Source organism: Pseudomonas sp. GM48, assembly GCF_000282335.1.
Lineage (GTDB): Bacteria > Pseudomonadota > Gammaproteobacteria > Pseudomonadales > Pseudomonadaceae > Aquipseudomonas.
The window spans coordinates 1-22,359 of the sequence record NZ_AKJM01000177.1 but is presented as its reverse complement, the minus strand read 5'-3'; the positions used below and the strand labels follow the sequence as shown (position 1 = coordinate 22,359).

General features: G+C 60.8%; 24 protein-coding genes. 8 read left to right on the top strand and 16 right to left on the bottom strand.

Translation table 11 applies throughout. From position 1 onward, the window contains the following. Window positions 1-96: 96 nt before the first annotated feature. From rhtB to PMI28_RS02005, 3 genes are all read right to left on the bottom strand, one after another. The gene (gene rhtB / locus PMI28_RS01995; protein ID WP_007992263.1) at window positions 97-729 is read right to left on the bottom strand and encodes a homoserine/homoserine lactone efflux protein; all 633 of its coding nucleotides are present in this window, start codon (window positions 727-729) and stop codon (window positions 97-99) included. Between the two features lie 226 nt (window positions 730-955). Then, on the bottom strand, window positions 956-1,537 hold the full coding sequence (locus tag PMI28_RS02000; protein ID WP_007992261.1) for a mechanosensitive ion channel family protein: 582 nt from the start codon (window positions 1,535-1,537) through the stop codon (window positions 956-958). After that, entirely contained in the window at window positions 1,537-3,447 is a 1,911-nt protein-coding gene (locus PMI28_RS02005; protein WP_007992259.1) for an ATP-binding cassette domain-containing protein, read from the bottom strand. Before PMI28_RS02005 ends, PMI28_RS02000 begins: the two co-directional genes overlap by 1 nt. Before the next feature lie 50 nt (window positions 3,448-3,497). Between PMI28_RS02005 and PMI28_RS02010 the strand changes: the two genes are divergently transcribed. Beyond that, the gene (locus tag PMI28_RS02010) at window positions 3,498-3,962 is read left to right on the top strand and encodes a TIGR02444 family protein (protein WP_007992257.1); all 465 of its coding nucleotides are present in this window, start codon (window positions 3,498-3,500) and stop codon (window positions 3,960-3,962) included. On the opposite strand, the gene PMI28_RS30150 is transcribed toward PMI28_RS02010, so the two are convergent. Further along, a complete protein-coding gene (locus PMI28_RS30150; RefSeq protein ID WP_007992256.1) occupies window positions 3,959-5,116 on the bottom strand; it encodes an AlgP family protein in 1,158 nt (385 codons plus the stop codon). The two genes, PMI28_RS02010 and PMI28_RS30150, sit on opposite strands and share 4 nt — an antisense overlap. A 192-nt stretch (window positions 5,117-5,308) precedes the next feature. Between PMI28_RS30150 and PMI28_RS02020 the strand changes: the two genes are divergently transcribed. Continuing rightward, window positions 5,309-5,974: an FKBP-type peptidyl-prolyl cis-trans isomerase gene (locus PMI28_RS02020; RefSeq protein WP_007992254.1), complete on the top strand. Its 666-nt coding sequence runs from the start codon at window positions 5,309-5,311 to the stop codon at window positions 5,972-5,974. A 60-nt stretch (window positions 5,975-6,034) separates the two neighbouring features. Here the strand turns inward: PMI28_RS02020 and PMI28_RS02025 are convergent, their stop codons facing one another. From PMI28_RS02025 to PMI28_RS02055, 7 genes are all read right to left on the bottom strand, one after another. Then, a complete protein-coding gene (locus tag PMI28_RS02025) occupies window positions 6,035-6,493 on the bottom strand; it encodes an Rsd/AlgQ family anti-sigma factor (protein ID WP_007992252.1) in 459 nt (152 codons plus the stop codon). Between the two features lie 177 nt (window positions 6,494-6,670). Next, on the bottom strand, window positions 6,671-7,222 hold the full coding sequence (locus tag PMI28_RS02030) for a disulfide bond formation protein B (RefSeq protein WP_007992250.1): 552 nt from the start codon (window positions 7,220-7,222) through the stop codon (window positions 6,671-6,673). 263 nt (window positions 7,223-7,485) lie between these two features. Continuing rightward, entirely contained in the window at window positions 7,486-8,724 is a 1,239-nt protein-coding gene (locus PMI28_RS02035) for a heme biosynthesis protein HemY (RefSeq protein ID WP_007992249.1), read from the bottom strand. Beyond that, window positions 8,721-9,878: a uroporphyrinogen-III C-methyltransferase gene (locus PMI28_RS02040; RefSeq protein ID WP_007992247.1), complete on the bottom strand. Its 1,158-nt coding sequence runs from the start codon at window positions 9,876-9,878 to the stop codon at window positions 8,721-8,723. Before PMI28_RS02040 ends, PMI28_RS02035 begins: the two co-directional genes overlap by 4 nt. 16 nt (window positions 9,879-9,894) lie before the next feature. Next, window positions 9,895-10,662: a uroporphyrinogen-III synthase gene (locus PMI28_RS02045; RefSeq protein WP_007992245.1), complete on the bottom strand. Its 768-nt coding sequence runs from the start codon at window positions 10,660-10,662 to the stop codon at window positions 9,895-9,897. Then, a complete protein-coding gene (hemC, locus tag PMI28_RS02050) occupies window positions 10,659-11,600 on the bottom strand; it encodes a hydroxymethylbilane synthase (protein ID WP_007992243.1) in 942 nt (313 codons plus the stop codon). The genes PMI28_RS02045 and hemC overlap by 4 nt, the downstream gene beginning before the upstream one ends. Window positions 11,601-11,738: 138 nt before the next feature. After that, window positions 11,739-12,485: a LytR/AlgR family response regulator transcription factor gene (locus tag PMI28_RS02055; RefSeq protein WP_007992241.1), complete on the bottom strand. Its 747-nt coding sequence runs from the start codon at window positions 12,483-12,485 to the stop codon at window positions 11,739-11,741. Between the two features lie 461 nt (window positions 12,486-12,946). Here PMI28_RS02055 and argH point away from each other — a divergent pair, with 461 nt between their 5' ends. Next, a complete protein-coding gene (argH, locus tag PMI28_RS02060) occupies window positions 12,947-14,341 on the top strand; it encodes an argininosuccinate lyase (RefSeq protein ID WP_007992239.1) in 1,395 nt (464 codons plus the stop codon). A gap of 53 nt (window positions 14,342-14,394) precedes the next feature. On the opposite strand, the gene PMI28_RS02065 is transcribed toward argH, so the two are convergent. Together PMI28_RS02065 and PMI28_RS02070 are read right to left on the bottom strand one after the other, a co-directional pair. Beyond that, the gene (locus PMI28_RS02065) at window positions 14,395-15,069 is read right to left on the bottom strand and encodes a glutathione S-transferase family protein (protein ID WP_007992238.1); all 675 of its coding nucleotides are present in this window, start codon (window positions 15,067-15,069) and stop codon (window positions 14,395-14,397) included. Window positions 15,070-15,250: 181 nt separating this feature from the next. Continuing rightward, a complete protein-coding gene (locus PMI28_RS02070; protein ID WP_007992236.1) occupies window positions 15,251-15,910 on the bottom strand; it encodes a glutathione S-transferase family protein in 660 nt (219 codons plus the stop codon). 124 nt (window positions 15,911-16,034) lie between these two features. Between PMI28_RS02070 and PMI28_RS02075 the strand changes: the two genes are divergently transcribed. From PMI28_RS02075 to PMI28_RS02085, 3 genes are all read left to right on the top strand, one after another. After that, window positions 16,035-16,319, top strand: coding sequence for a hypothetical protein (locus PMI28_RS02075; protein ID WP_007992234.1), 285 nt, complete (start codon window positions 16,035-16,037; stop codon window positions 16,317-16,319). Window positions 16,320-16,531: 212 nt separating this feature from the next. After that, window positions 16,532-16,777, top strand: coding sequence for a TIGR02647 family protein (locus PMI28_RS02080; RefSeq protein ID WP_007992232.1), 246 nt, complete (start codon window positions 16,532-16,534; stop codon window positions 16,775-16,777). Window positions 16,778-16,970: 193 nt separating this feature from the next. Then, the gene (locus PMI28_RS02085; RefSeq protein WP_007992230.1) at window positions 16,971-19,814 is read left to right on the top strand and encodes a class I adenylate cyclase; all 2,844 of its coding nucleotides are present in this window, start codon (window positions 16,971-16,973) and stop codon (window positions 19,812-19,814) included. Between the two features lie 7 nt (window positions 19,815-19,821). Here PMI28_RS02085 and rnk read toward each other — a convergent pair whose 3' ends face one another. From rnk to cyaY, 3 genes are all read right to left on the bottom strand, one after another. Next, window positions 19,822-20,232 (bottom strand): nucleoside diphosphate kinase regulator, encoded by a 411-nt coding sequence (rnk, locus tag PMI28_RS02090; RefSeq protein ID WP_007992229.1) that lies wholly within the window; start codon window positions 20,230-20,232, stop codon window positions 19,822-19,824. A 294-nt stretch (window positions 20,233-20,526) separates the two neighbouring features. Next, window positions 20,527-20,745 carry a DUF1289 domain-containing protein gene (locus PMI28_RS0128960; RefSeq protein WP_033063609.1) on the bottom strand — a complete coding sequence of 73 codons (219 nt, stop codon included), beginning with the start codon at window positions 20,743-20,745 and terminating at the stop codon, window positions 20,527-20,529. A gap of 4 nt (window positions 20,746-20,749) precedes the next feature. Next, entirely contained in the window at window positions 20,750-21,082 is a 333-nt protein-coding gene (cyaY, locus tag PMI28_RS02095; protein WP_007992227.1) for an iron donor protein CyaY, read from the bottom strand. A gap of 330 nt (window positions 21,083-21,412) precedes the next feature. Here cyaY and lptM point away from each other — a divergent pair, with 330 nt between their 5' ends. Next, complete coding sequence (gene lptM, locus PMI28_RS30140; RefSeq protein ID WP_007992225.1) at window positions 21,413-21,589, top strand: LPS translocon maturation chaperone LptM; 177 nt, start codon at window positions 21,413-21,415, stop codon at window positions 21,587-21,589. Between the two features lie 9 nt (window positions 21,590-21,598). Continuing rightward, window positions 21,599-22,359: diaminopimelate decarboxylase (gene lysA, locus PMI28_RS02105; protein ID WP_007992222.1), on the top strand; the 761-nt coding region annotated here is incomplete at its 3' end.

Genomic DNA, 22,359 nt, shown 5'->3' with positions numbered 1-22,359 from the left:
GCCGAACGCAGCCTCGCGGGCTCGGCAGCTGCTACAGATCTGATTCGTCAATGAAAAAGGCGACCGCATGGGTCGCCTTTTGGGGTTTCTGTCGGTTTAGACTGCGGCTCTGCGCAGCGTCGCCATGAACGCTGCCGCCCCGATGAACAGCCCGGCAAAGGTCCGGTTCATGCGTTTTTGCTGTTTCGGTGTGCGCAGCAGACGCAGCACCCTGGACGCCAAACCGGTGTAGCCGGCCATGACGATCAGGTCGACGCAGACCATGGTCACGCCGATCACCAGATACTGAATCAGCAGTGGCGCATGTGGATCGATGAACTGTGGCAACACCGCCAGCATGAACACCAGCGCCTTGGGGTTGCTGATGTTCACCAGGAAACCACGGAACACCAGGGCCATCGGCTTGCCGATCTGGCGCACCGCCGCGTCGTCGCTCATATCGCTGGGCAGCGCCCGCCATTGCTTGATCGCGAGGTAGACCAGATACGCCACGCCAAACCATTTGATTGCGTAGAAGGCCGTGGCCGAAGCCGTGAGAATGGCGCCGACACCGGCACCGACGATGGCGATCTGCACAGCCAGGCCCAGTTGCAGGCCCAGGGCGTTCCAGTAGCCGCGCCAGAAACCGTATTGCAGGCCGCTGGACATCGACGCAATGGCGCCGGCACCGGGGGACAGGCTGATCACCCAGCAGGCGGCAAAAAACGCCAGCCATGTTTGAAGCTCCATTGCACACCTCGACTCAGACTCGTGACAGACGTCTAAGCTAATGCGGCTTTGGGTGGATGACTACCGATTTTTTGCAGGACATCCCGACGGCCGACCAGCGTTCAGGGCTTGAGGGCCCCTTCGCGAGCAAGCCCGCTCCCACATCAGACCGATGTCGCTAATAAGAACGCGATCACCTGTGGGAGCGGGCTTGCTCGCGAAAGCGGTGTATCAGGCAGCAGAAGGTTTACTTTTCAAACCCGTTGGAAGGAAACACATCCGTCCCGCGCCAGCGTCGCACCGAACGCTGAAAGAACAAACTGTTGGGCACTTGCACCATGGCGCTGCCAGTGCCGAGTTCTTCGGCCTCGACCAACGTGGTGTAAAGAAGATTGATCGCCACCACCCGGCCTTTGACACCAGGCTTGTCGGTGGTGTCTACCAGCTCGACCACGTCGCCCAAGCGAAACGGGCCGACAGTAAAGATCAGGATCGCGCACAACAGGTTCGAGAGCACGCTCCACATGGCGAAAAACGCCACCGCCGCGACCGCGACGAAACCGGACAACGCAGTCCAGAGCACTGTGGCCGATACACCGAGACGTTCCAGCACGAAAATCAGCGCGCTGCCCATGATCAGCCAGCGCAAACCGCCCCGCAGCGGCAGCATCAACTGCGGCGGGAACGGGTAACGCTCACCGACGCGGGTCAGGCCTTTGGCGACGAAGCGCTGGGTGAAGTAGCCGGCAAGCAGGATCAGCAGAATTTGCACGCCAAGCCAGATCGGCTCGACCCACACCGCCGGCAACGGCAGCTTGAAGGCGTCCATCAGGACAGCGCCTCCAGCTCCGCCTGCATGCTTTCCAGCAATTCCAGGGCTTCCATCCACGCTTCTTCCAGCTCAGCTTCACGCACTTTCAGCCTGGCCTGCTCGGCCAGCAGGTCACGCAATTCGTTCTTGCGCGCCGGCTCGTAGATGTCGCTGTCGCCGAGGCTGGTATCGACCTTCGCCAGTTTTTCGTGGAGCTTGCCCAGTTCGGCTTCGAGCTTGTCAGCTTCACGCTTGTGCGGTGCCAGTTGCTGACGCAACGCCGCTGCGGCCTGACGCTGGGCTTTCTTGTCGGTCTTGTCCGGGTTGACCGGCGTGTTGCTGACCGGGGCGTTGCGCTGGCGATACTCCACCAGCCAGCGGGTGTAGTCCTCCAGGTCGCCGTCGAACTCTTCGACCTTGCCGTCCGCCACCAGATAGAAATTGTCGGTGGTGCTTTTGAGCAAATGCCGGTCGTGAGAGACCACCAGTACCGCACCACTGAATTCCTGCAGGGCCATGGTCAGCGCCAGGCGCATTTCCAGGTCCAGGTGGTTGGTCGGTTCGTCGAGCAGCAACAGGTTCGGTCGGTCCCAGGCGATCAACGCCAACGCCAGGCGCGCTTTTTCGCCACCAGAGAAATTCAGTACCGGCTCGTCGATTCGCGCACCACGGAAGTCGAAACCGCCGAGGAAGTCACGCAGGGTCTGTTCACGCTCGGTCGGTGCCAGGCGCTGCAAGTGCAGCAACGGGCTGGCCTTGGAATCCAGAGAATCGAGCTGATGCTGGGCGAAGTAACCGACCACCGTGTTCTCGCCACGGGTCAAGCGGCCGGCCAATGGCGAGAGCTCACCGGCAAGGTTCTTGATCAGGGTCGATTTACCCGCACCGTTAGGGCCAAGCAGACCGATTCGCGCACCCGGGGTCAGTTGCAGTTTGACCTTCTCCAGCACGGCTTTGTCGCCGTAACCCAGACGGGCATCGGACAGGTCGATCAGCGGGCTGGAAATTTTCTGCGATTCGCGGAAGACGAAGTCGAACGGCGAATCGACATGGGCAGCGGTCAGCTCTTCCATCCGCTCCAGGGCCTTGATCCGGCTCTGGGCCTGACGGGCCTTGGTGGCCTGGGCCTTGAAGCGGGCGATGTAGCTTTCCATGTGCGCACGTTGCACCTGCTGCTTCTCGTAGGCCTGTTGTTGCTGGGCCAGGCGTTCGGCACGGGCGCGCTCGAAGGCGCTGTAGCCACCGCGGTACAGGGTGATCTTGCGCTGATCGACGTGGGCCACGTGGTCGACCACGGCATCGAGGAAGTCCCGATCGTGGGAGATCAGCATCAGGGTGCCCGGATAGCTTTTGAGCCATTCCTCAAGCCAGATGATGGCGTCGAGATCCAGGTGGTTGGTCGGTTCGTCGAGCAGCAGCAGGTCCGATGGACACATCAAGGCCTGCGCCAGGTTCAGGCGCATCCGCCAGCCGCCGGAGAAATCCCCGACCTGACGATCCATCTGCTCGTTGGTGAACCCCAGCCCGGCCAGCAACTTGCGCGCCCGGGCGTCGGCGGTGTATCCGTCGGCGCTGTCGAGTTCCGAGTGCAGGCGGGCCTGTGCGGCACCGTCATGGGCCGCTTCGGCTGCCGCCAGGTCGCGTTGCACCTGGCGCAGGCGCAGGTCGCCATCGAGCACGTAGTCGACCGCCAGGCGTTCGAGGGTGTCGACCTCCTGGCGCATGTGGGCGATACGCCAGTCGGCCGGCAGGAAGCAATCACCCGAGTCCGGGTGCAACTCACCCCGAAGCAAGGCGAACAGGCTCGATTTGCCGGCGCCGTTGGCACCGATGAGGCCGGCTTTCTGGCCGGCGTGCAGGGTCAGCTCGGCGTCTTCTAGCAGACGTTGCGGGCCACGCTGTAAAGTCAGGTTCTGAAGTCGAATCATAATGGCGGCGGAGTCTACCAGCTTCGCTCGCAACTGGCGCGAGTAGCACTATGTCCTCTGACCTGTGGAGTTTTTCCCTGAGCACTTACGCTCGTCCGGGCGTTGAGCAGGCATGCCTGCAATTGCAGTCGGCGGGAGTCAATGTGTGTCTGCTACTGTGTGGTGCGTGGTTGGGACAACGAGGTGTGGCCTGCGATGAGCAACGCTTGCAGCAGCTTCGTAGTGTGGCCGTCTCGTGGGACACCGATGTCGTGCAGCCGTTACGCGCCTTGCGCACGCAATGGAAAGCCGCGGCCACGCAAGACGCCGGGTTGCATACCCTGCGCGAACAAGTGAAGGCACTGGAGCTGGAAGCCGAAAGACATCTGTTGTTGCGGCTGGAGAGAGCGGCGCAGAGTTGGCCGCAAGGTGCCGAGACCGATCTGGCGGCCTGGCTGGAAGGTGCGACGGCGGGTGCCGCCCACCTGCACCGCGACGCGCTGCATCAGCTGCGCGTCGCGGTAACCGGCACTTAAGAAGCGCTGGTCGGGGTGGAGATTGCTGCGCTCGGAACAGCGGCCGGCGTTGGCGCTGGCGTAGCTGTCGAGGTGGTAGCTGCCGGAGTGGATGTTGCGGCTGGAGCCGGGGAGGCTGGCTTGGCAACAGGCGCGGTCGCTGGCTTGGCGACAACCGGTTTTTTCACTGCAGGTTTGGCCGCTGGTTTTGCAGCGGGTTTGGCTGCGGCTGGTTTGGCTGCACTGGCAGTGGCCGGTTTGGCGGCTGGTTTTGCTGGCGCTTTCGCAGCTGGTTTTGCCGCTGGCTTGGCAGCAGGTTTCGCCGCGACAGGTTTGGCCGCTGGCTTGGCAGCGGGTTTCGCCGCTGCAGTTTTGGCTGCTGGTTTGGCAGCAGGTCTAGCGGCAGGCTTGGCAGCAGGTTTCGCCGCGACAGGTTTCGCCGCCGGTTTGGCAGCAGGTTTCGCCGCTGCGGTTTTGGCTGCTGGTTTGGCAGCAAGTCTAGCGGCTGGTTTAGCGGCAGGCTTGGCAGCAGCGGCTCGCGCCGCGGCAGGTTTGGCGGCCGCTGTTCTTGCAGCAGGTTTGGCTGCTGGAGTTTTAGCAGCAGGTTTTGCAGCGCTGGCTGCAACAGGTTTTTTCGCTGCCGGTTTAGCGGCAGGCTTGGCTGCGGCTTTCACCGGTGCTTTGGCAACCGGTTTGGCGGCAGGCTTGGCCGGTGCTTTTGCTGCAACCGGTTTGGCAGCGGCATTCTTTGCAGGTGCCGCAGCAGGCTTGGCCGCACGCAAGGACAACACCTTGCCGACAGCCTCTTGTACACGACCGACGCCCTGGGCCAGTTTCAGGCTTTCTTGAGCATCGCGCTTGAGTTGCAGAATGTAGCCGCGGGTTTCCGATTGACGATCCTTAAGGGCATCGAGCAGCTCCTCAAGATCGGCCACTGCGTCCTTGGCCTTGGCTTGTGCCTTGGCTTTTCCGGCCGCCGCAGCGTCCTGCAGTTTGGTGCGGGACTTGTGCAGTTTTTCTTGCGCTTTTCCGCGCTGCTTTTCCAGTTTGGCTAGCAATTTTTCAGCATCAGCCAAGGCTTCGGAACAAGCGGTTTCCAGATGCTCGAGCAGGCTGCCCGAGAGTTGTTGGAGCAGGTGCAATGGAGTGTTTACTGGCTTCTTGGTGGCCGACATGGTTTACCTCCTGGCTGAAGTGAGTGCGGCTCATACTAGACCTCTGCTGCAACCGCCGCTAGGGCATGTTGACACTATCGAAAGCGCCGTGTTGCAAAGGATTGAAAAACTTCTGCATCGGCGCAAAAGCAGTTCACCGTTGTGCGCATTCTCACTGGCATAATCGCCCGCAATTCAGGTCGGAGAGTGCCCATGTCGCGCTACCTTTTTTTATCGCTGTGCGTGTTTTTTTCGGTGGCCCAGGCCGCCGAAAAAACACAGGAAAATGAAGCCCGCGATCTGGCTTACAGCCTGGGTGCAAGCCTTGGTGAACGCTTGCGCCAGGAGGTTCCCGACCTGCAACTCCAGGCACTGGTCGAAGGATTGCAGCAGGCCTATCAGGGCAAACCGCTGGCGCTGAAGGACGAACAGATCCAGCAAATTTTGACCGAGCATGAAGCCCGGATTGCCATGCAGTCAGCCGAGCCGCAAAGTGAAATGGCGCTGGAAAAAGAGCAGCGTTTTCTCGCCGCAGAGAAAGCCAGACCCGGCGTGCGCGAGCTGGCTGATGGTGTGTTGCTGACCGAGATGACGCCAGGCACTGGCGCCAAGGCAGGACCCAACGGCAAGGTGCAGGTGCTGTACATCGGTCGCTTGCCCGACGGCACGGTGTTCGATCAGAACAGCCAGCCACAATGGTTCAGTCTCGACAGCGTAATTGCCGGGTGGCGCAGTGCATTGCAAAACATGCCGGTCGGGGCGAAATGGCGACTGGTGATTCCATCGGCTCAGGCCTATGGCGCCGACGGTGCTGGTGACGTGATCGCACCGTTCACTCCACTGGTATTCGAAGTCGAATTGCGCGGTGCTGCCAGTTGACGACGGAAATGAAAAACGGCGTGCCTTGGCACGCCGTTTCCGGATCTTGCGGGAAGCGCTTCAGGCCTGAACCGAATCGGCTTCCTTGTGAGCGGTGTGCAGCACTTCGATCAGGCAGTCTTCCAGCTCGAAGCGTTCGTGTAACAGTCCACCCAGTTCCTTGAACTTCTCGGCGACGCATTTGCCCTCATCGCACAGATCGTTGAACGCGAGCAGCTTTTCGGTGATGACGTCGATGCGCGGGTAGATCGTCTCGGCGAGTTCCAGGCCACGCTTGTCGTTGAAGGCCTTGGCCTCCCCCGTCAGTTGCTCGTAGATCTCGAAGTGCCCGGCGGACACGTAATCGACCAGCACGCCGCAGAATTCCTGCAAGGGCTTACGGTTCGTGGACAATGCCTGCGGATCGGCACCGAGCTTGTCGTATGCATCGATCAGCTCTTTACGCTCCTGCAACCAGCGATCGATCAGCAGGTGCACTCCACCCCAGCGTTCCTGAGCATTCTGACAACTTTCGAGCATGGTGATCTCTCTTCCCTTGTGGGTCAGCTGCTCTATGCCCGTTCGCCTCTTGTTACGTCAGTGGGCGGTCAGGCAGAGCGTCATCGAGCAACATAATTCCAATGACACGTGCGGGCCAGATTATGCCCGCACGACACTGCCTTCAAGGTACGCACGCGATAATGTTCATACAAGTGTTTAATCGCCCGCGAAGGCCCGGTGCGACGACTCGCCGCTGAGTGGTCGCTGATAGCTGATCCAGACCAGTCGCAGCGACTGGTACACGGCCAGAATCATCATCGCGACGAAGAACAGCAGGCTCCATTCCGTGAGACTCAGATCGAACAACGTCCAGGAAATCCTCCCACAATCGGCAGCACCCTTGAACATTTGCTGTGCGACCGATAGCCACGGAGTACTGGCGAACATTTCCGCCAGACGGGTCGAGCACGTCGCTGCCTGATCCGCCGGAAGACTTTGCAGCAGGACCTGTCGCCACGCCGTCACGGTACCGGCCAGGCTGCAGCAAAGACTCAGCAGCCAATACAGAACGTTTCCGATGCGACCGGGACCATGGACCGAAGCCGTAAGGCAGACACCGGTAAAAATAGCCAGACAAAACCGTTGCACGAGACACAAGCCGCAAGGCCGCAAGCCGACTGCATATTCCAGGTAGCAGGAAACGCCCAGCGCCAGGGCACCCGCAATGAAAGCCATGAAAAACAAAGAGCGTGAACAGGCCAAAGACATGGCTTTTCCGTAAAAGTAGTGACAGGCCGTTACGGTAGAGGAAAGCGCTGCGGCCTTTCAAGGCAAGTGCCCACGGACACTTCAGCACAGGTGTAGGGAAATCCCGACGCAGACGAGAGGATAAAAAGTAGTCCTCTGTAGGACTTTGCCTGCGACGAAGTTTGGCGACTGATTTTCAACAAATCATCGCACTGCGGCGAGGGCGTTTGCGCCTTTGCCGCAGGTCATCACTCAGACGCCGGAGTCTGGCGCCCGCGAACGGGTCAAGCGCGGATTGGCACTGGCAGAGGGGCAGCGAGCAAGCGCTTATCCAACAAACCCAGGCCTTCCTGAAACAGCTGGTTACTGCGCTCGGTATCGCCCATTTGCGCCAGCAACCGCGCCAGCTCCGCACAAGCTTCCGGATTGCGTTGCACACGCAGGCTGCTTTCCAGATAGTCCCGGGCTTTGCCCCACAAACTGTTTTGCAGGCATAGACGGCCCAGTGTCAGCAGCAGGCCAGGATCGGCCGGATGATCCTTGAGCCAGCCTTCGGCGGCCTGTAACTGGCGGACCGGATCCTTGCCGCGAACCAGTCCGTAGAGACGAGCCAGATGACTGTCGTAGCTGCGCTTGAGAGCAGTGCGCAGCACTTCTTCGGCCTCGACCTGAGCACCCAATTGCCGCAATTGCTCGGCATACGCGAGCACCAGTTGCGGCTCCTGACGCTGTGCCGAGGTCAGTTGCTGCCAGGCACGTTCGAGCGATTGCTGCCCCACTGTTCCGTCTTCTTCCCGTTGCGCCGCCAGAGACAGGTTCGCCCCCCAGGCCCGACGCTCCAGCTCGGCGAGTTCGGCCTCCGGCAGGACTTTGTCCTTGCGCAGCTCCGGCAGCAGGCGAATCACTGCCGACCAGTCACCACGCTGTTGAAGCAGGCGCTGCAACTGACGCAGAGTCTGCGCGTTGCGAGGATGGCGTTCACGCATGGCTTGCAGGGTTGCAAGGGCGCCTTCGGTATCGCCGCGGTCGGTCTGCAACTGGGCGTGGCTCAAGGCGATCGCCAACTCGGCCTGAGGTTGACGCTCAAGGGCGCGCTCCAGAAGGTTGTCGCTTTCTTCGTAATTGCCTTGTTCGTTCGCGGCACGGGCCGCACCGAGGTAGTAAAGCAGCGGCTGGCGCTCGGCTTCGGCTGCCCGATGCAAATGACGTTGCGCGCTGGCCCAGCGACCCTCGGCCAGGTCCAGCTGACCGTGCTCGATCGCCACCTGCACCCGACGGCTGCGGTTACGCCGCGACCATGGATTGACCACGCCACTGGAAGCCATCACCAGTTCGACCAGCGACTTGATGCCCCAAATCACCAGCCAGAGTACAGCCACCAGCGCCAGGGTAGCCCACAGACTCGACTCATAGCGGAAGGTCTTGTAGGCAATCAGCACGTAACCGGAGTGTTCGGCAATCGCCAGCCCCAGCGCAGCGGCAGCGGCGATAACGAGGAACACGATCACATAGAGGCGTTTCATGGCGTGGCCTCCGGCGCGGTGTTCGCGGCAGGCTTGGCCATTGGCTTGACCGAGTCCTCGGCATTGACGTTACGTCGCTCCAGATACCCCTGCACCGCGCTCAGGGTGCCAGTCAAATCTGGCGTGACTACGGTGACGGGTTGCTTGCTCAACTCAGCTACCTGCTCAAGCATGACTTTGCTTTGCGCGTTGTCCGGGTTGAAGTTGCCCTTGAGGATGTCCCGCGCCTCGTCCAGCACTTGGGAGTACACCGCAGCCTGACCATTGAGTGCGGCCCACTGCGCCTGCTCCAGTGCCAGGCTCAGGGCCAGGCGCACCTGACTCAGGCTCTGGCCGGCCAGCAATGGACGAACGTTTTTGTCGGCATTGAAATCGATACGGATGTAGCGCGAAATCTGATCCCACCACTGCGCCCAGCGACTGGCACCGTCGCCATCGGTGGTCAGGCCCAGCAACGAATCGCCACGGTCCTTGTACTCAGGGGCCAGCTCGGTGAGGCTGGCCACCTGCTCGCGCAACGCGCCCAGACGCAGAAACAGCCCGGTGCGATCGGGCTGTTCGGTGCTGCGCAAGGCGATCAGTGTCTTGGCTACCTGCTCGCGAGCGGCAAAGGCGCCCGGGTCGTTCTGCTCGCGCAGTATCTCGTCGGCGCCTTGTACCAGTGCCTGGGCGCTGCTGATGTCCTGCAAGGCGGACAGTCGCAGGCTGGCCAGACGCAGCAGGTGCTCGGCCTCTGCCAGACGCCAGTCCTTGCGACTGGCGCCGAGTACGGTTTCCAGCCGCTGGTTCAGCCGCTGCTGATCACCTTGCAGCTGAATCACCAGACGGCTGCGTGCTTCCAGTTCATCGGCGGGAGGCAATTGCGCCAGGCGTGCGCTCAGGCGCTCCTCATTGAGCTTGAGGTTTTGCGCCTGGTCATTCAACGCCTGTACCTGGCTCAGCTGTTGCTGATTATTGGCTTGCAGGTGACGCACCTGCCAGACACCCCAACCGCCCACCGCGACACCGGCCGCACCCAGCAGCAGCGCAATGATTGCCAGACCATTGCCTCGACGCTGTACGGCAGCTGGTGGCGGAATTTCATCAACAGGAGCATCAAACGGTGCATCGAGCACCGGTCGCGAGTCATCTTTAGGCAAGGCTGTTTCGCTCACGTATCCATCCTTTGCATTAGAAAACGGGTACGGGATGCTCCCGTAACGCCGTCAGCAAGGCCGCGGCACTGGCACCGCGACAATCCACAACTGTTCTGGCCCCGGCGGCACGCGCCATCTCGGCAACCCTGGGGCTTGGTACAAACAACGGCAACTGCGCCAACTGCGGCCAGGCGTCGCCGGCCAATTGATGCAGGTGCTCAAAACCTTGTCCACTGCTGACCACCAGCCCGTTCAGGCGTTCCGCCTGGATCCGTTCCGGCAGCGCTGTCGGTGGATAACTCGGCAATTCCCGGCGGTACAGTTCCAGATACTCGACACTAACATCAAGCTCACGCAAACGCTCCGCCAGCAACTCGCGCCCACCTTCCCCGCGCAGGATCAGTACTCGCGGATCGGGTTGTGCGATAGCCTCGCGCAGTCGGGAAAGTTCGAGCAAGGCTTCACTGTCATCGCCTTCTGCCGGGAAGCTCACGTCCAACCCGTGATCCTCGAGGATCTGTGCCGTCGCCGCACCGACGCTGAACCACTTCACACCGGGCGGCGTTGGCCAATACCGATCGAGCAGCTCGACGCCGATCCGGGCGGCCGGCTTGCTGACAACAATGACGGCGCAGAACTGATCCAGCGCCAGAATCACCTGGCGCATTGTGTCAGTGGTCGCAATGGGCACGATGTCTAAAAGCGGCAGACTGTTACTGAATATCCCCTGCTCGGCCAAAAGACTGCCCAGCGCCGCCGACTCATCGGCGGGACGTGTCAGCAGCAAGCGCCAACCGGTCACTCGTGACCAGCCTCGCCATAGACCGCCTTGAGAATGTCGTCGGCACCCTGGCTGAGAAGGTCTTCGGCCACTCGCACACCCAGCGCCTCGGCGTCGGCGCGAGGTGCGCGGGCTTGTGCGCTGAGTAGCCGGCCACCGCCTGGATCGCCCACCAGCCCGCGCAACCAGATTTGCTCACCCTCCAGCACGGCGTAGCAGGCAATCGGTACCTGGCAGCCACCATTGAGGTGCTTGTTGAGGGCACGCTCGGCGGTCACGCGGGTGGCGGTGTCCTGGTGATGCAGCGGCGCCAGCAACGCATGAATTTCACTGTCGGCGCTGCGACATTCGATACCCACCGCGCCCTGGCCACCGGCCGGAAGGCTGTCGTCGACACTGATGGCCGAAGTGATGCGATCTTCAAAGCCCAGGCGAATCAGGCCGGCCGCGGCGAGGATGATAGCGTCGTATTCACCGGCATCGAGCTTGGCCAGCCGGGTGTTGACGTTGCCGCGCAGAAAGCGGATTTCCAGGTCCGGACGACGGGTCAGCAACTGGGCCTGGCGACGCAGGCTGGAGGTGCCGACGATGCTGCCCTGAGGCAACTCATCCAGGCTGGTGTAGGTATTGGAAACGAAGGCGTCGCGCGGGTCTTCCCGTTCGCAAATGCAGTACAGGCCGAGACCTTCGGGGAAGTCCATCGGCACGTCCTTCATCGAGTGCACGGCGATGTCGGCTTCATTGTCCAGCAGCGCGGTTTCGAGCTCCTTGACGAACAGGCCCTTGCCACCGATTTTCGACAGCGGCGAGTCAAGCAGCTTGTCGCCACGGCTGACCATGGGAACGAGGGTCACCCGCAGGCCCGGATGAGCCGCTTCAAGGCGGGCTTTGACGTATTCGGCCTGCCACAGGGCGAGAGCGCTTTTTCGAGTGGCGATGCGGATCTGGCGAGAGGACATGGATCAATCCGTACTGAATAGATACGGCAGATAATAACAGCTCAGCCAAATCCACTTTGACTTGTATCGGATACTGCCCGGCCTCCCTGGCCCCGGATGTCCGGCAATCGGGTGTGAAATTCACCTGCGGACAGCTGTTTAGAGCTGTTGCATCATCCTGCGCACGCCAGCCACATGGCGTCGGCTGACGATCAGCGCATCACCGTTGAGGCCTTTGAGGAACAGCTGAAAATGCCCGAGGGGTGTGCGTTGCAGTCGCTCAATACGCTCGCGGGCGACCAGTGCGTTGCGATGGATACGCACGAAACGGTCACCGAATTCGTCCTCAAGTGCCTTGAGCGGCTCATCGAGCAACACTTCGCCGGTTTCATGGCGCAAGGTCACGTACTTGTGGTCGGCAATGAAATAGACCACCTGATCCAGCGGAATCAGCTCGATCCCTTTACGGGTTCGGGCACTGATATGGCTGCGCGGGCCGCTGCCGCTTTCGGCAGCAGGGCGGGTCAGGGCTGCGAGTTGGGCACGATTGGGGCGCTCGGCTCTCTTTAACGCGTCATGTAATTGTTCAGTTCTCACAGGTTTCACCAGATAGCCTACAGCGCTGGCCTGTAAGGCTTCCACGGCAAATTCATCGGGCCCGGCGCAGAACACTACGGCGGGTGGGGTTTCGCGTTCGCACAACCGTGCAGCCACTTGCAGGCCATCGAGGCCCGGCATGCGGATATCAAGCAGCACGATATCCGGCTTGTGGCTGTCGATCAGTGCCAACGCCTCTTCGCCATTCGTGGCGCTAGGCTCCAGGACACTGTATCCCTCGAGTTCGCCAACCATACGGCTCAGGCGCTCGCGGGCCAAGGGTTCGTCATCAACGATCAGGACATTCATATTGCGCTGGATTCCTGCGTGAGTCTCGCACAAGGATAGCGTAGACAGGTGAAGTGACGTCCGTCACCGCGATCCACGCTAAGACTAGCGCGAGCGTCAAAAAGTGCCGCTGGTCCGGTGGCTAAATTTTCATCTGCCGGGCGATTGGCGACCCCGGCCCGCATTGGCGACACATCGCCACAGGGTTTGCTGATACGCAATATGAACACCCTCTCTTCTTAATAGTCAGTGGCTGCACCGAGAAGTGCGCTGACCCTACTGTCCAACTGTAGACGGTTGCCGGGACGATATAGATCAATTGGAAAATATCGTTGAGCAAAAATGTGCGGGCCTTACCCGGACCCGGGCTCGCCCCCCGGGAAAAAACGTGTCGACCAGTGTCAGCGACAGGATTGGCAACCCTGTTATTATCCGCGCCAGCGTTCCACGCATTCTTACCTCAAGCCGATACGAGCGAATTCATGAGCACTGACAAGACCAATCAGTCCTGGGGCGGCCGCTTCAGTGAACCCGTCGACGCCTTCGTCGCCCGCTTCACCGCCTCCGTCACCTTCGACCAGCGCCTGTATCGCCACGACATCATGGGCTCGATCGCCCATGCCACCATGCTGGCCAAGGTCGGCGTGCTGACCGATGCCGAGCGCGACAGCATTATCGATGGCCTGAAGACCATCCAGGGTGAAATCGAGGCCGGCCAGTTCGACTGGCGCATTGACCTCGAAGACGTGCATATGAACATCGAGGCGCGACTGACCGACCGCATCGGCGTGACCGGTAAAAAACTGCATACCGGCCGCAGCCGTAACGATCAGGTCGCCACCGACATCCGTCTGTGGCTGCGTGACGAAATCGATCTGATCCTGGCTGAAATCACCCGCCTGCAAAAAGGCCTGCTGGAACAGGCCGAGCGCGAAGCCGCCAGCATCATGCCGGGTTTCACCCACTTGCAGACTGCACAGCCAGTGACTTTCGGGCACCACATGCTGGCCTGGTTCGAGATGCTCAGCCGTGACTACGAGCGCCTGGTCGACTGCCGCAAGCGCACCAACCGCATGCCGCTGGGCAGCGCGGCGCTGGCCGGCACCACCTACCCGATCGATCGCGAATACACCGCCCAACTGCTGGGTTTCGACGCGGTTGGCGGCAATTCGCTGGATAACGTCTCCGATCGCGATTTCGCCATCGAGTTCTGCTCGGCCGCCAGCATCGCGATGATGCACCTGTCGCGCTTCTCCGAAGAACTGGTGCTGTGGACCAGCGCGCAATTCCAGTTCATCGATCTGCCGGACCGTTTCTGCACTGGCAGCTCGATCATGCCGCAAAAGAAAAACCCGGACGTGCCGGAGCTCGTGCGTGGCAAGACCGGTCGCGTGTTCGGCGCACTGATGGGCCTGTTGACCCTGATGAAAGGCCAGCCCCTGGCCTACAACAAGGACAACCAGGAAGACAAAGAGCCGCTGTTCGACGCTGCCGACACCCTGCGCGACTCGCTGCGGGCCTTTGCCGACATGGTTCCGGCAATCAAGCCCAAGCACGCGATGATGCGCGAAGCGGCCCTGCGCGGCTTCTCCACCGCCACTGACCTGGCCGACTACCTGGTGCGTCGCGGCCTGCCATTCCGTGATTGCCACGAAATCGTTGGTCATGCCGTGAAATACGGCGTGGATAGCGGCAAGGACCTGGCGGAAATGAGCCTGGAAGAACTGCGCAAGTTCAGCGACCAGATCGATCAGGACGTGTTCGCCGTGCTGACCCTCGAAGGCTCGGTCAATGCCCGTAACCACATCGGCGGCACCGCGCCGGCGCAGGTCAAGGCTGCCGTGGTTCGTGGCCAGGCATTGCTCGCCAGCCGCTGACACGTAGGTAGCGTCCGCGCTCGATGGTCACACGGCCATCGAGCGCAACACGTTCAACCCGGCGTGCGACCTGGCGCCCGCACCCGCTCCAGAAAGGCAGGCGCCTCAGCCAGTCTGTCCGCGGCGATTTTCTGCACATTGGGATTCTCGGCCAGGCGCTCCAGCAACGCACGGGCTGCCGGCATGCCGGACAGAAAGTCGACATCGAACAAACGCTTCCCGACTTCCACGGCCAGATCAACGCTGTAGAGAAAATACAGATCGGCCAGGGTAAACCGTTCACCCGCCGCATACGGTGCAAACCGCGCCCGTTGTTTCAACGCCGTAAACCCCTTGACCAGATCCCGCTCCGCCTTGGCTTTCAGTGCTTCGGGCGTCGGCCGCCCGCCAAAAAACACCTCGACGTAACAGACTCGCGCCGGCAACTCGATGTACAGCTCGATCTCCTTGGCCAACGCCCGCACACCCGCCCGTGCAAACGGCTCGCCCGGTAACAGGGCAATGCCTGGCTGGGTCTCTTCGAGGTAATCGAGGATGGCGTCGGTTTCGCTTAGAAACCCTTGTTCCGTCTCCAGCACCGGCACTTTCCCACGAGGACTGACGGCGAGGATTTGCGGATTCTGGCAGCCATGAAAGGGCACGGTTTCAAATGGCAGGGCTTTTTCCATAAGTGCCAGTTTGACCATGTTGAAATAATTACTGGCCGCAAAACCATAGAGTTTGAGCATCGATGGGTCTCCTTGACCACGCAGGTTCGATGCTCAAGTTAACCGCTGCCTGCGAAACAGGAATGACCGGGTTGTTGCCGTATACGACGACATTGACCCAAGTCTCTGTCCGGCAAGGGCCGGGGCGAAGTAAGTCAAAAGATTGCGAATCTCCTGAACCCACTCTGGCCCGACCGCTCGTTTACTTTTTGGCCGCAATCATTGCCATGAACGCCGGCATCGCCGCTTCCTTGTCCGCCGCGATCCGTTTCACATTCGGATTCTGTTCCAGATGCTCCAGCAACGCCTTGGCCTTCGGCATTTCAGCCAACAAATCCATGCCGAACAACTTGTGCGCCACACCACACGCCAGCGGCACGCTGTACTGGAAGTACAGATCGGCAATGCTCAAGCTTTCTCCGGCCACATAAGGGGCGAATTTGCCGTGCCTGGCCAGGGAGGCAAACCCCAGTAGCAACTCAGCCTTGCTCTTTTCCTTAATCGCCTCCGGCACCGTCATGCCAAAAAATGCCTCAGGGAAGCAGGCACGCGCCGGCAGTTCGATGTACAGCTCGATTTCCTTGGCCAACGCCAGCACCTGCGCGCGCTCAAATGGCTCATTCGGCAGCAGCGGCTTGCCCTTTTGGGCTTGTTCGATGTACTCGAGAATCACACTGGTTTCGTTGATGTAGCCCTGCTCGACGCCCAGCACCGGGACCTTGCCCCGCGGGCTGATCGCCAATGACTCCGGGGCCTGGGTCGGGAGGAACATGACCTCCTCGAACGGCAGGCCTTTTTCCAGCAACGCCAGCTTGACCATGTTGTAGTAGTTGCTGACACAAAATCCATAAAGTTTAAACATCACATAGCCTCCAGGCCGTGCGGGGTGGGCGGTGCCTGTTTATAGAACGCTCCGGGGATTCTTGCCAGCAGCATCACGCGGCTGAATGCGGTTAAACTGGCCACCTTTCCTTGAGGAGCCTGCCATGAGCGAGCTGAACGATATCGACAACGACGAAGAAGAGTTCGCCGAAAGCACCCTGATCCAGGCCATCGAAAACCAGATCGAAAGCGACAATCCGCCAGCGGCCAAGGCGACGTTCAACAAGCTGACCCTGGTGGGTTACGAGCGGGAAGAAATCCTCAACCTGATGGCTCACGTTTTGGCGGTAGAAATCGACGCGATCCTCGAAGAAGACCGCGCATTCAATACCGAATGGTACGAAGCTGCGCTGCGCGCATTGCCCGAGTTGCCGCCGGAAAAGCAGTAAGCCCACGACTCCCCCCTGTAGGAGCGAGCTTGCTCGCGAAGGTCGTCAACGATGACGCGTAAAACCAGCTGCCCCGTGGCGCTCTCAGGTTTTTCGCGAGCAAGCTCGCTCCTACAGAGGCAAAAAACCCTGTCACGAGCACTGGACATGCCGGACAAGCGGGTTCACCTTAGGGGCGCTGTCGTCCAATTCCTAGAAAGTCTGGAGTCCTTATGTCGCTTACCCCTGAGTTGGTTGCCGAACTGGAAGTCCTTGCCCTCTTTAACCTGGACAGTTCCCAGGAAGGTTTGAAAATTCATCAGACCGCTGCCCCGAAAGCCATTGCTGCCGCCAAACGCCTGTACGAAAAAGACCTGATCGACCAGCCAGATGGTGGTTACCTGACCAGCCTGGGTCGTGACGCGGCGCAAAATGTGCAAACCGTGCTCACCATTCTGAAAGCCGAAGAAACAGCCTGAATTCCCCCGCATTGCCCACGGAAACCCCTGTTTAAGGATTTCCGCGGGCACACTTTGGTGTCCGTTGTCGCCAAGCGATAAAAGTCTGACGCCAGAAATTCAAAATCAGCTTAAAAGTCCCGTGTCCGAGACGCTAAACTGCCCCTCACCTGAGACTCCCACGTCCGAGCCCTGCGAGCCGGTTTGAGCTGACATGACGCGCACCCATGAAATTCGCCCTGATCTGGACGAGGGAATCGACCGCAAGGTTCTCAGCCAGCTGCGCGCACGGTTTCTGAAACTCAACGAAGGACGCATGGCTCGTGCCATGGAAGGGCTGTCGACCCGCCAGCAAGGGGTCCTGACCTTGCTGCCGCTGCTTTTCCACGTTAATCATCCGCTATTGCCCGGCTACGTTTCCGGCAGTACGCCGGCGGGGCTGTCGAATTTCGAGCCGGATGCCAATGTCCTCGCTGAAGCCCAGCGCCTGACCCGTTCGTTTTCCTACAAACCGCGCCACGGCAGCAACCCGCCACGACCGATTCACGGACTGTTCCTGATGGGCAGCCTCGGTACCCTGGCGCAGGCCGACCAGAGCGACATGGATGTGTGGGTCTGCCATGGACCGGACCTGACCGAGAACGAACTCGCCGAACTGCGCAAAAAATGCCAGTTGCTGGAAGCCTGGGCCGCCAGCCAGGGCGCCGAGGCGCATTTTTTCCTGATCGACCCGACCCGTTTCGTCCGTGGTGAGCGCGATACCCAACTGAGCTCGGAAGATTGCGGCACCACTCAGCACTACCTGTTGCTGGACGAGTTTTACCGCACCGCGATCTGGCTCGCCGGGCGGACACCGATCTGGTGGCTGGTGCCGGTCTACGAAGAATCGAGCTACGACCGCTACACCCATACCTTGATCTCCAAACGCTTCATCCGCGCCGATGAAACCCTCGACCTCGGTAACCTGGCCTACATCCCGCCCGGCGAATTTATCGGCGCCGGGCTCTGGCAGTTGTTCAAGGGCATCGAGTCACCCTACAAATCGGTACTCAAGCTGTTGCTGACCGAGGTTTACGCCAGTGAACACCCCAGGGTCCATTGCCTGAGCCTGCGCTTCAAACAAGCGGTGTTCGCCAATCGGCTCGACCTCGACGAACTGGACCCGTACGTCGTGGTGTACCGGCGCATCGAGGAATACCTGATCGCCCGCAACGAACCGGAACGGTTGGAACTGGTGCGTCGCGCGTTGTACCTGAAGGTCAATCGCAAACTCACCGGCAACAGCCGCACCCAGAGCTGGCAGCGCTCTTTGCTTGAGCGCCTGGCCCATGAATGGCATTGGGACCAGCGCCAACTGGCCCTGCTCGACAGCCGCAGCCAGTGGAAAGTCCGCCAGGTCAGTTCCGAGCGGCGGGCCCTGGTCAACGAGCTGAACTACAGCTACCGCTTCCTCACCCAGTTTGCCCGACAGGAGCAAACGGTCAGCCGCATCAACAAGCGCGACCTGAGTGTCCTCGGCCGTCGGCTGTACGCCGCTTTCGAGCGCAAGGCCGGCAAAGTCGAGTTCATCAACCCCGGTATCGCCCCGGACCTGGCTGAAGACACCCTGACGCTGGTGCACGCGCCGAACAAGAAAGAACCGGGGCAAGACCAGTGGGGCTTGTACAACGGCAGCCTGACGGCGCTTGAGTGGGAGCATTTCGCGCCGATCAAACGCTGCCGCCACTTGCTGGAACTGTTGACCTGGTGCCATCGCAATGGCGTGATCGACAGCAGTACCCGCCTGGCCTTGCACCCCGGCACCAGCGACTTGAGCGAATTCGAGCTGTTCAACCTGCTCGGCAGCCTGCAACAGACCATCGCCCTGCCCTTGCCCACCGTCGCCGAGGAACCTCTGCTGCGCGCCAGCGTGCCGAGTGAAGTGCTGATTCTGGTGAATGTCGGCATCGATCCGCTCAAGCACCATCGCGACCTGAATATCCTGATGACCACCGAACGCACCGACTCCCTGAGCTACGCCGGCGTCCGGGAAAATCTGGTGCTGACGCTGGACCGGGTCACGCTCAACAGCTGGAACGAAGTGCTGGTCGGTCGCTACGACGGCCCCCATGCCCTGCTCGACTGCATCCGCGACTACCTCAACAACCTGCCGGCCGGGCCGCAACAGCCGAAGCTGCGGGTGCGTTGCTTCTGCCATAACCGCGCGCAGTTCATTGCCCAACGGGTCGAGGAAATCCTCGATACCGCGCAGAACCTGCTGCTGAGCCAGCTCAATCATCGCTACCTGATCCAGGTCCAGCAGCACTACCACGTGCTGGAGTTGCTGCCGGGCCAGGTCCAGCACATCGCGCTGGCCACTCTGCCGGCGCTGATCGATTACCTGGGCGAGGAAATGGCGAGCTACAGCCCGTTGCACCTGGACCCGAAGGCACTGGAAGACCACGACCTTGCGCTGTTCCTGCCAACGGGCCAGCCGGACTGCATTCAAGTGTTCTACCGGGTCAACGAAGATCAGGCCGATCTGTACGTGCTCGATGAGTTCAATGCCCTGTGGCAGCAACGCCTGCCCTGGCACGACGAGCAAAGCCTGCTGGTGCCGCTGCAGCGCTTCCTGCAATCGATCCAGTACCGTCGCGATGCCTTGTTGCCGATGGACGCGGCCCACCCACTGAACCTCGACACCCTGTATTGCCAGTTGCTGCCGTCAGGCCCTGGCCGGGCGCGCCGTATCGAAGCCCGGCCAGCACCGCAGACGCCGGTGAACAAACCGTTCTACGACGTGCAGGCGATCGTCGGCAAAGCCACACCGGGTCAGGTGCAGGTCTCGCTGTATTGCAATCAAAGGGAGTTTTCCGAGCTGGAGCATGGCGACCAACTGTTCAGTGTGGTCGCCCGGGAAATCGTCGGGCAGCGCCGGGAAACCGAACGCTACCGCTGCTACATCACCGACCTCGACCTGTCAGGCCTGCTCGGCGAAGGACAGAGTTCCACCCATCTGTACCTGCGCTACAAAGCTGACCTGGAGCACGCATTGAACGAGGCGCTCGATCAGGTCTGAGGGGATGTCACTCCGGGAACGCGCCACCATTGGCCGGCTGCGATTCGACTTCCAGCAGCGTCAGCTTCAGGGTCTTGCCGCCCGGAGCCGGCCAATCGATATGCTGGCCAACCTTCAGGCCGAGCAGCGCACTGCCCACCGGCGCCAGGATCGAGACCTTGCCTTCGTCGGCATTCGCATCCTTGGGGTACACCAGGGTCAGGTGGTAGTCCTTGCCACTGCCTTCTTCGCGGCAATGCACACGGGAATTCATGGTCACGACATCGGCGGGCACTTCATCGTGGCCGACTACGGTATCGGCGCGATCCAGCTCGGTTTGCAACGCGATAACGCCCGGCAGCGTTTCGTCCAGGCTGTCGATCAGACGCTCCAGACGCTGGACGTCCAGACGGGTAAGGGTGATAGAAGGTGCGGTCATGATCAGGGCAGACTCCTTTCTTCTGCACGAAAAAAGCAAAACCCCGCCAGAAAAAGGCGGGGTTTTCACAAGCCTCGATGGGTTGAGGCGTATCTGGACACTATCACAGCTCAAAAAATATACAAGTCAGGTCCGACCATGCACCTTGTAGCAGCTGGCGAAGCCTGCGTTCGGCTGCGCAGCAGTCGTAGAACCTGAATGCTCGGTATTCCTGGTACACCTTATTGTCTGATCTCACGACTGCTGCGCAGCCGAACGCAGGCTTCGCCAGCTGCTACGGATCGCGTTACGGCGTTAAATGGCGGCTTTGCGTTGCGCTGCCTGGGCGCAGATGACGCGGCGGCGATCATCGTCCGCCGAGCGCCATTCGCGGATGTCTTCGACATGGCGGAAGCAGCCCAGGCAGACTTTCTGCTCATCCAGCCGACACACACCGCTGCACGGCGACGGTACCGCCGGGCTGACATTGCTGTAGAGCGGCTTGAGCGGACGGACAGGCGCAGGCTGGGTCACGATCTCACAGGCCTTCGAAATCGAATTCGACACCAGCTTGTTGCTGGACGATACGCTCGAGCATTTCACCCAACTGCTCTTCGCTCTTGTCACACATCCAGCGCTCGCTTTCTTCGTCATAGTCGAAGTGGAAACCACCGGACACCGCCGCCAGCCACAGCTGACGCAGCGGCTCCTGGCGACTGAAAATCAGCGAAGTGCCGTTCTCGAACTTGACGGTCAGCACACCGGCCGAGCTTTCGAGGTCGATGTCCAGGTCGCTGTCGTCAAAGATGTCCTCCAGGGTTTGCTGGGTGGCATCGACCAGGTCGTGGAAACGCGCTTCGGACAAACTCATTACGGCAACCTCAAAAAGTGTCTGATCAGGCTCAAGCGCCGCAAGATACGACCGAGCCCTGCTGAATGCAAAGAATAACGACCGCGGGCCGATATCAATAGGCCAAGTGCTGTACCTGTGGGAGCGGGCTTGCTCGCGAATGCGCTGTGTCAGTCGACATCCGCATTGACTGATGCAGCGCTTTCGCGAGCAAGCCCGCTCCCACAATGGATTGCACTTATGTTACGGACATCAGCCCAACCCCCGCCGGACGGGCGGTCCGTTGCATAGGCAAGCTGCCGGGTGGCCGGTATACTCCGGCGCAATTAATGCATTTTCAAGGATTTCGCCATGAAGCGCCTGATCTCTTCCCTTGCTGCGCTCCTCGCGGTTGCCTGCCTTGTGTCGGCCTGCGGTCAAAAAGGCCCGCTTTACCTGCCCGATGAAGACCAGGACCCTGCCGAGCAAGCCAAGTCGTCGCAACAGCAGCCTGCCTCGAAAGCACACAAGCACGACGTCTACCAATAAGGGAACCTCATGGACGCTTTTAACTACCGTGACGGTGAACTGTTCGCGGAAGGTGTTGCCCTGTCTGCCATCGCCGAGCGCTTTGGTACACCGACCTACGTTTACTCCCGTGCACACATCGAAGCCCAATACCTGGCTTACGCCGATGCGCTGGCCGGCATGCCGCACCTGGTGTGCTTCGCGGTCAAGGCCAACTCCAACCTGGGTGTACTGAATGTCCTGGCGCGTCTGGGCGCCGGTTTCGACATCGTCTCCCGTGGCGAACTGGAACGCGTACTGGCCGCTGGCGGCAGCGCCGACAAGATCGTGTTCTCCGGCGTCGGCAAGACCCGTGATGACATGCGGCGTGCCCTGGAAGTCGGCGTGCACTGCTTCAACGTCGAGTCCACCGACGAGCTCGAACGCCTGCAAGTAGTCGCCGCCGAACTGGGCGTTCGCGCGCCGATTTCGCTGCGCGTGAACCCGGACGTCGATGCCGGCACCCACCCGTACATTTCCACCGGTCTCAAAGAGAACAAGTTCGGCATCGCCATCGCCGACGCCGAAGACGTGTACGTGCGTGCCGCGCAATTGCCGAACCTGGAAGTGGTCGGTGTCGATTGCCACATCGGTTCGCAACTGACCACCCTGCCACCGTTCATCGATGCCCTCGACCGCCTGCTGGGCCTTGTCGACCGCCTCGGCGATTGCGGCATCTACCTGCGCCACATCGATCTCGGTGGCGGCCTGGGCGTGCGATACAAGGACGAAGAGCCGCCATTGGCTGGGGG

Bases quoted from the DNA above. Each gene is read 5' to 3' on its own strand.
- rhtB (WP_007992263.1), bottom strand. From the start codon at position 729: ATGGAGCTTCAAACATGGCTGGCGTTTTTTGCCGCCTGCTGGGTGATC.
- PMI28_RS02000 (WP_007992261.1), bottom strand. From the start codon at position 1,537: ATGGACGCCTTCAAGCTGCCGTTGCCGGCGGTGTGGGTCGAGCCGATC.
- PMI28_RS02005 (WP_007992259.1), bottom strand. From the start codon at position 3,447: ATGATTCGACTTCAGAACCTGACTTTACAGCGTGGCCCGCAACGTCTG.
- PMI28_RS02010 (WP_007992257.1), top strand. From the start codon at position 3,498: ATGTCCTCTGACCTGTGGAGTTTTTCCCTGAGCACTTACGCTCGTCCG.
- PMI28_RS30150 (WP_007992256.1), bottom strand. From the start codon at position 5,116: ATGTCGGCCACCAAGAAGCCAGTAAACACTCCATTGCACCTGCTCCAA.
- PMI28_RS02020 (WP_007992254.1), top strand. From the start codon at position 5,309: ATGTCGCGCTACCTTTTTTTATCGCTGTGCGTGTTTTTTTCGGTGGCC.
- PMI28_RS02025 (WP_007992252.1), bottom strand. From the start codon at position 6,493: ATGCTCGAAAGTTGTCAGAATGCTCAGGAACGCTGGGGTGGAGTGCAC.
- PMI28_RS02030 (WP_007992250.1), bottom strand. From the start codon at position 7,222: ATGTCTTTGGCCTGTTCACGCTCTTTGTTTTTCATGGCTTTCATTGCG.
- PMI28_RS02035 (WP_007992249.1), bottom strand. From the start codon at position 8,724: ATGAAACGCCTCTATGTGATCGTGTTCCTCGTTATCGCCGCTGCCGCT.
- hemC (WP_007992243.1), bottom strand. From the start codon at position 11,600: ATGTCCTCTCGCCAGATCCGCATCGCCACTCGAAAAAGCGCTCTCGCC.
- PMI28_RS02055 (WP_007992241.1), bottom strand. From the start codon at position 12,485: ATGAATGTCCTGATCGTTGATGACGAACCCTTGGCCCGCGAGCGCCTG.
- argH (WP_007992239.1), top strand. From the start codon at position 12,947: ATGAGCACTGACAAGACCAATCAGTCCTGGGGCGGCCGCTTCAGTGAA.
- PMI28_RS02065 (WP_007992238.1), bottom strand. From the start codon at position 15,069: ATGCTCAAACTCTATGGTTTTGCGGCCAGTAATTATTTCAACATGGTC.
- PMI28_RS02070 (WP_007992236.1), bottom strand. From the start codon at position 15,910: ATGTTTAAACTTTATGGATTTTGTGTCAGCAACTACTACAACATGGTC.
- PMI28_RS02075 (WP_007992234.1), top strand. From the start codon at position 16,035: ATGAGCGAGCTGAACGATATCGACAACGACGAAGAAGAGTTCGCCGAA.
- PMI28_RS02080 (WP_007992232.1), top strand. From the start codon at position 16,532: ATGTCGCTTACCCCTGAGTTGGTTGCCGAACTGGAAGTCCTTGCCCTC.
- PMI28_RS02085 (WP_007992230.1), top strand. From the start codon at position 16,971: ATGACGCGCACCCATGAAATTCGCCCTGATCTGGACGAGGGAATCGAC.
- rnk (WP_007992229.1), bottom strand. From the start codon at position 20,232: ATGACCGCACCTTCTATCACCCTTACCCGTCTGGACGTCCAGCGTCTG.
- cyaY (WP_007992227.1), bottom strand. From the start codon at position 21,082: ATGAGTTTGTCCGAAGCGCGTTTCCACGACCTGGTCGATGCCACCCAG.
- lptM (WP_007992225.1), top strand. From the start codon at position 21,413: ATGAAGCGCCTGATCTCTTCCCTTGCTGCGCTCCTCGCGGTTGCCTGC.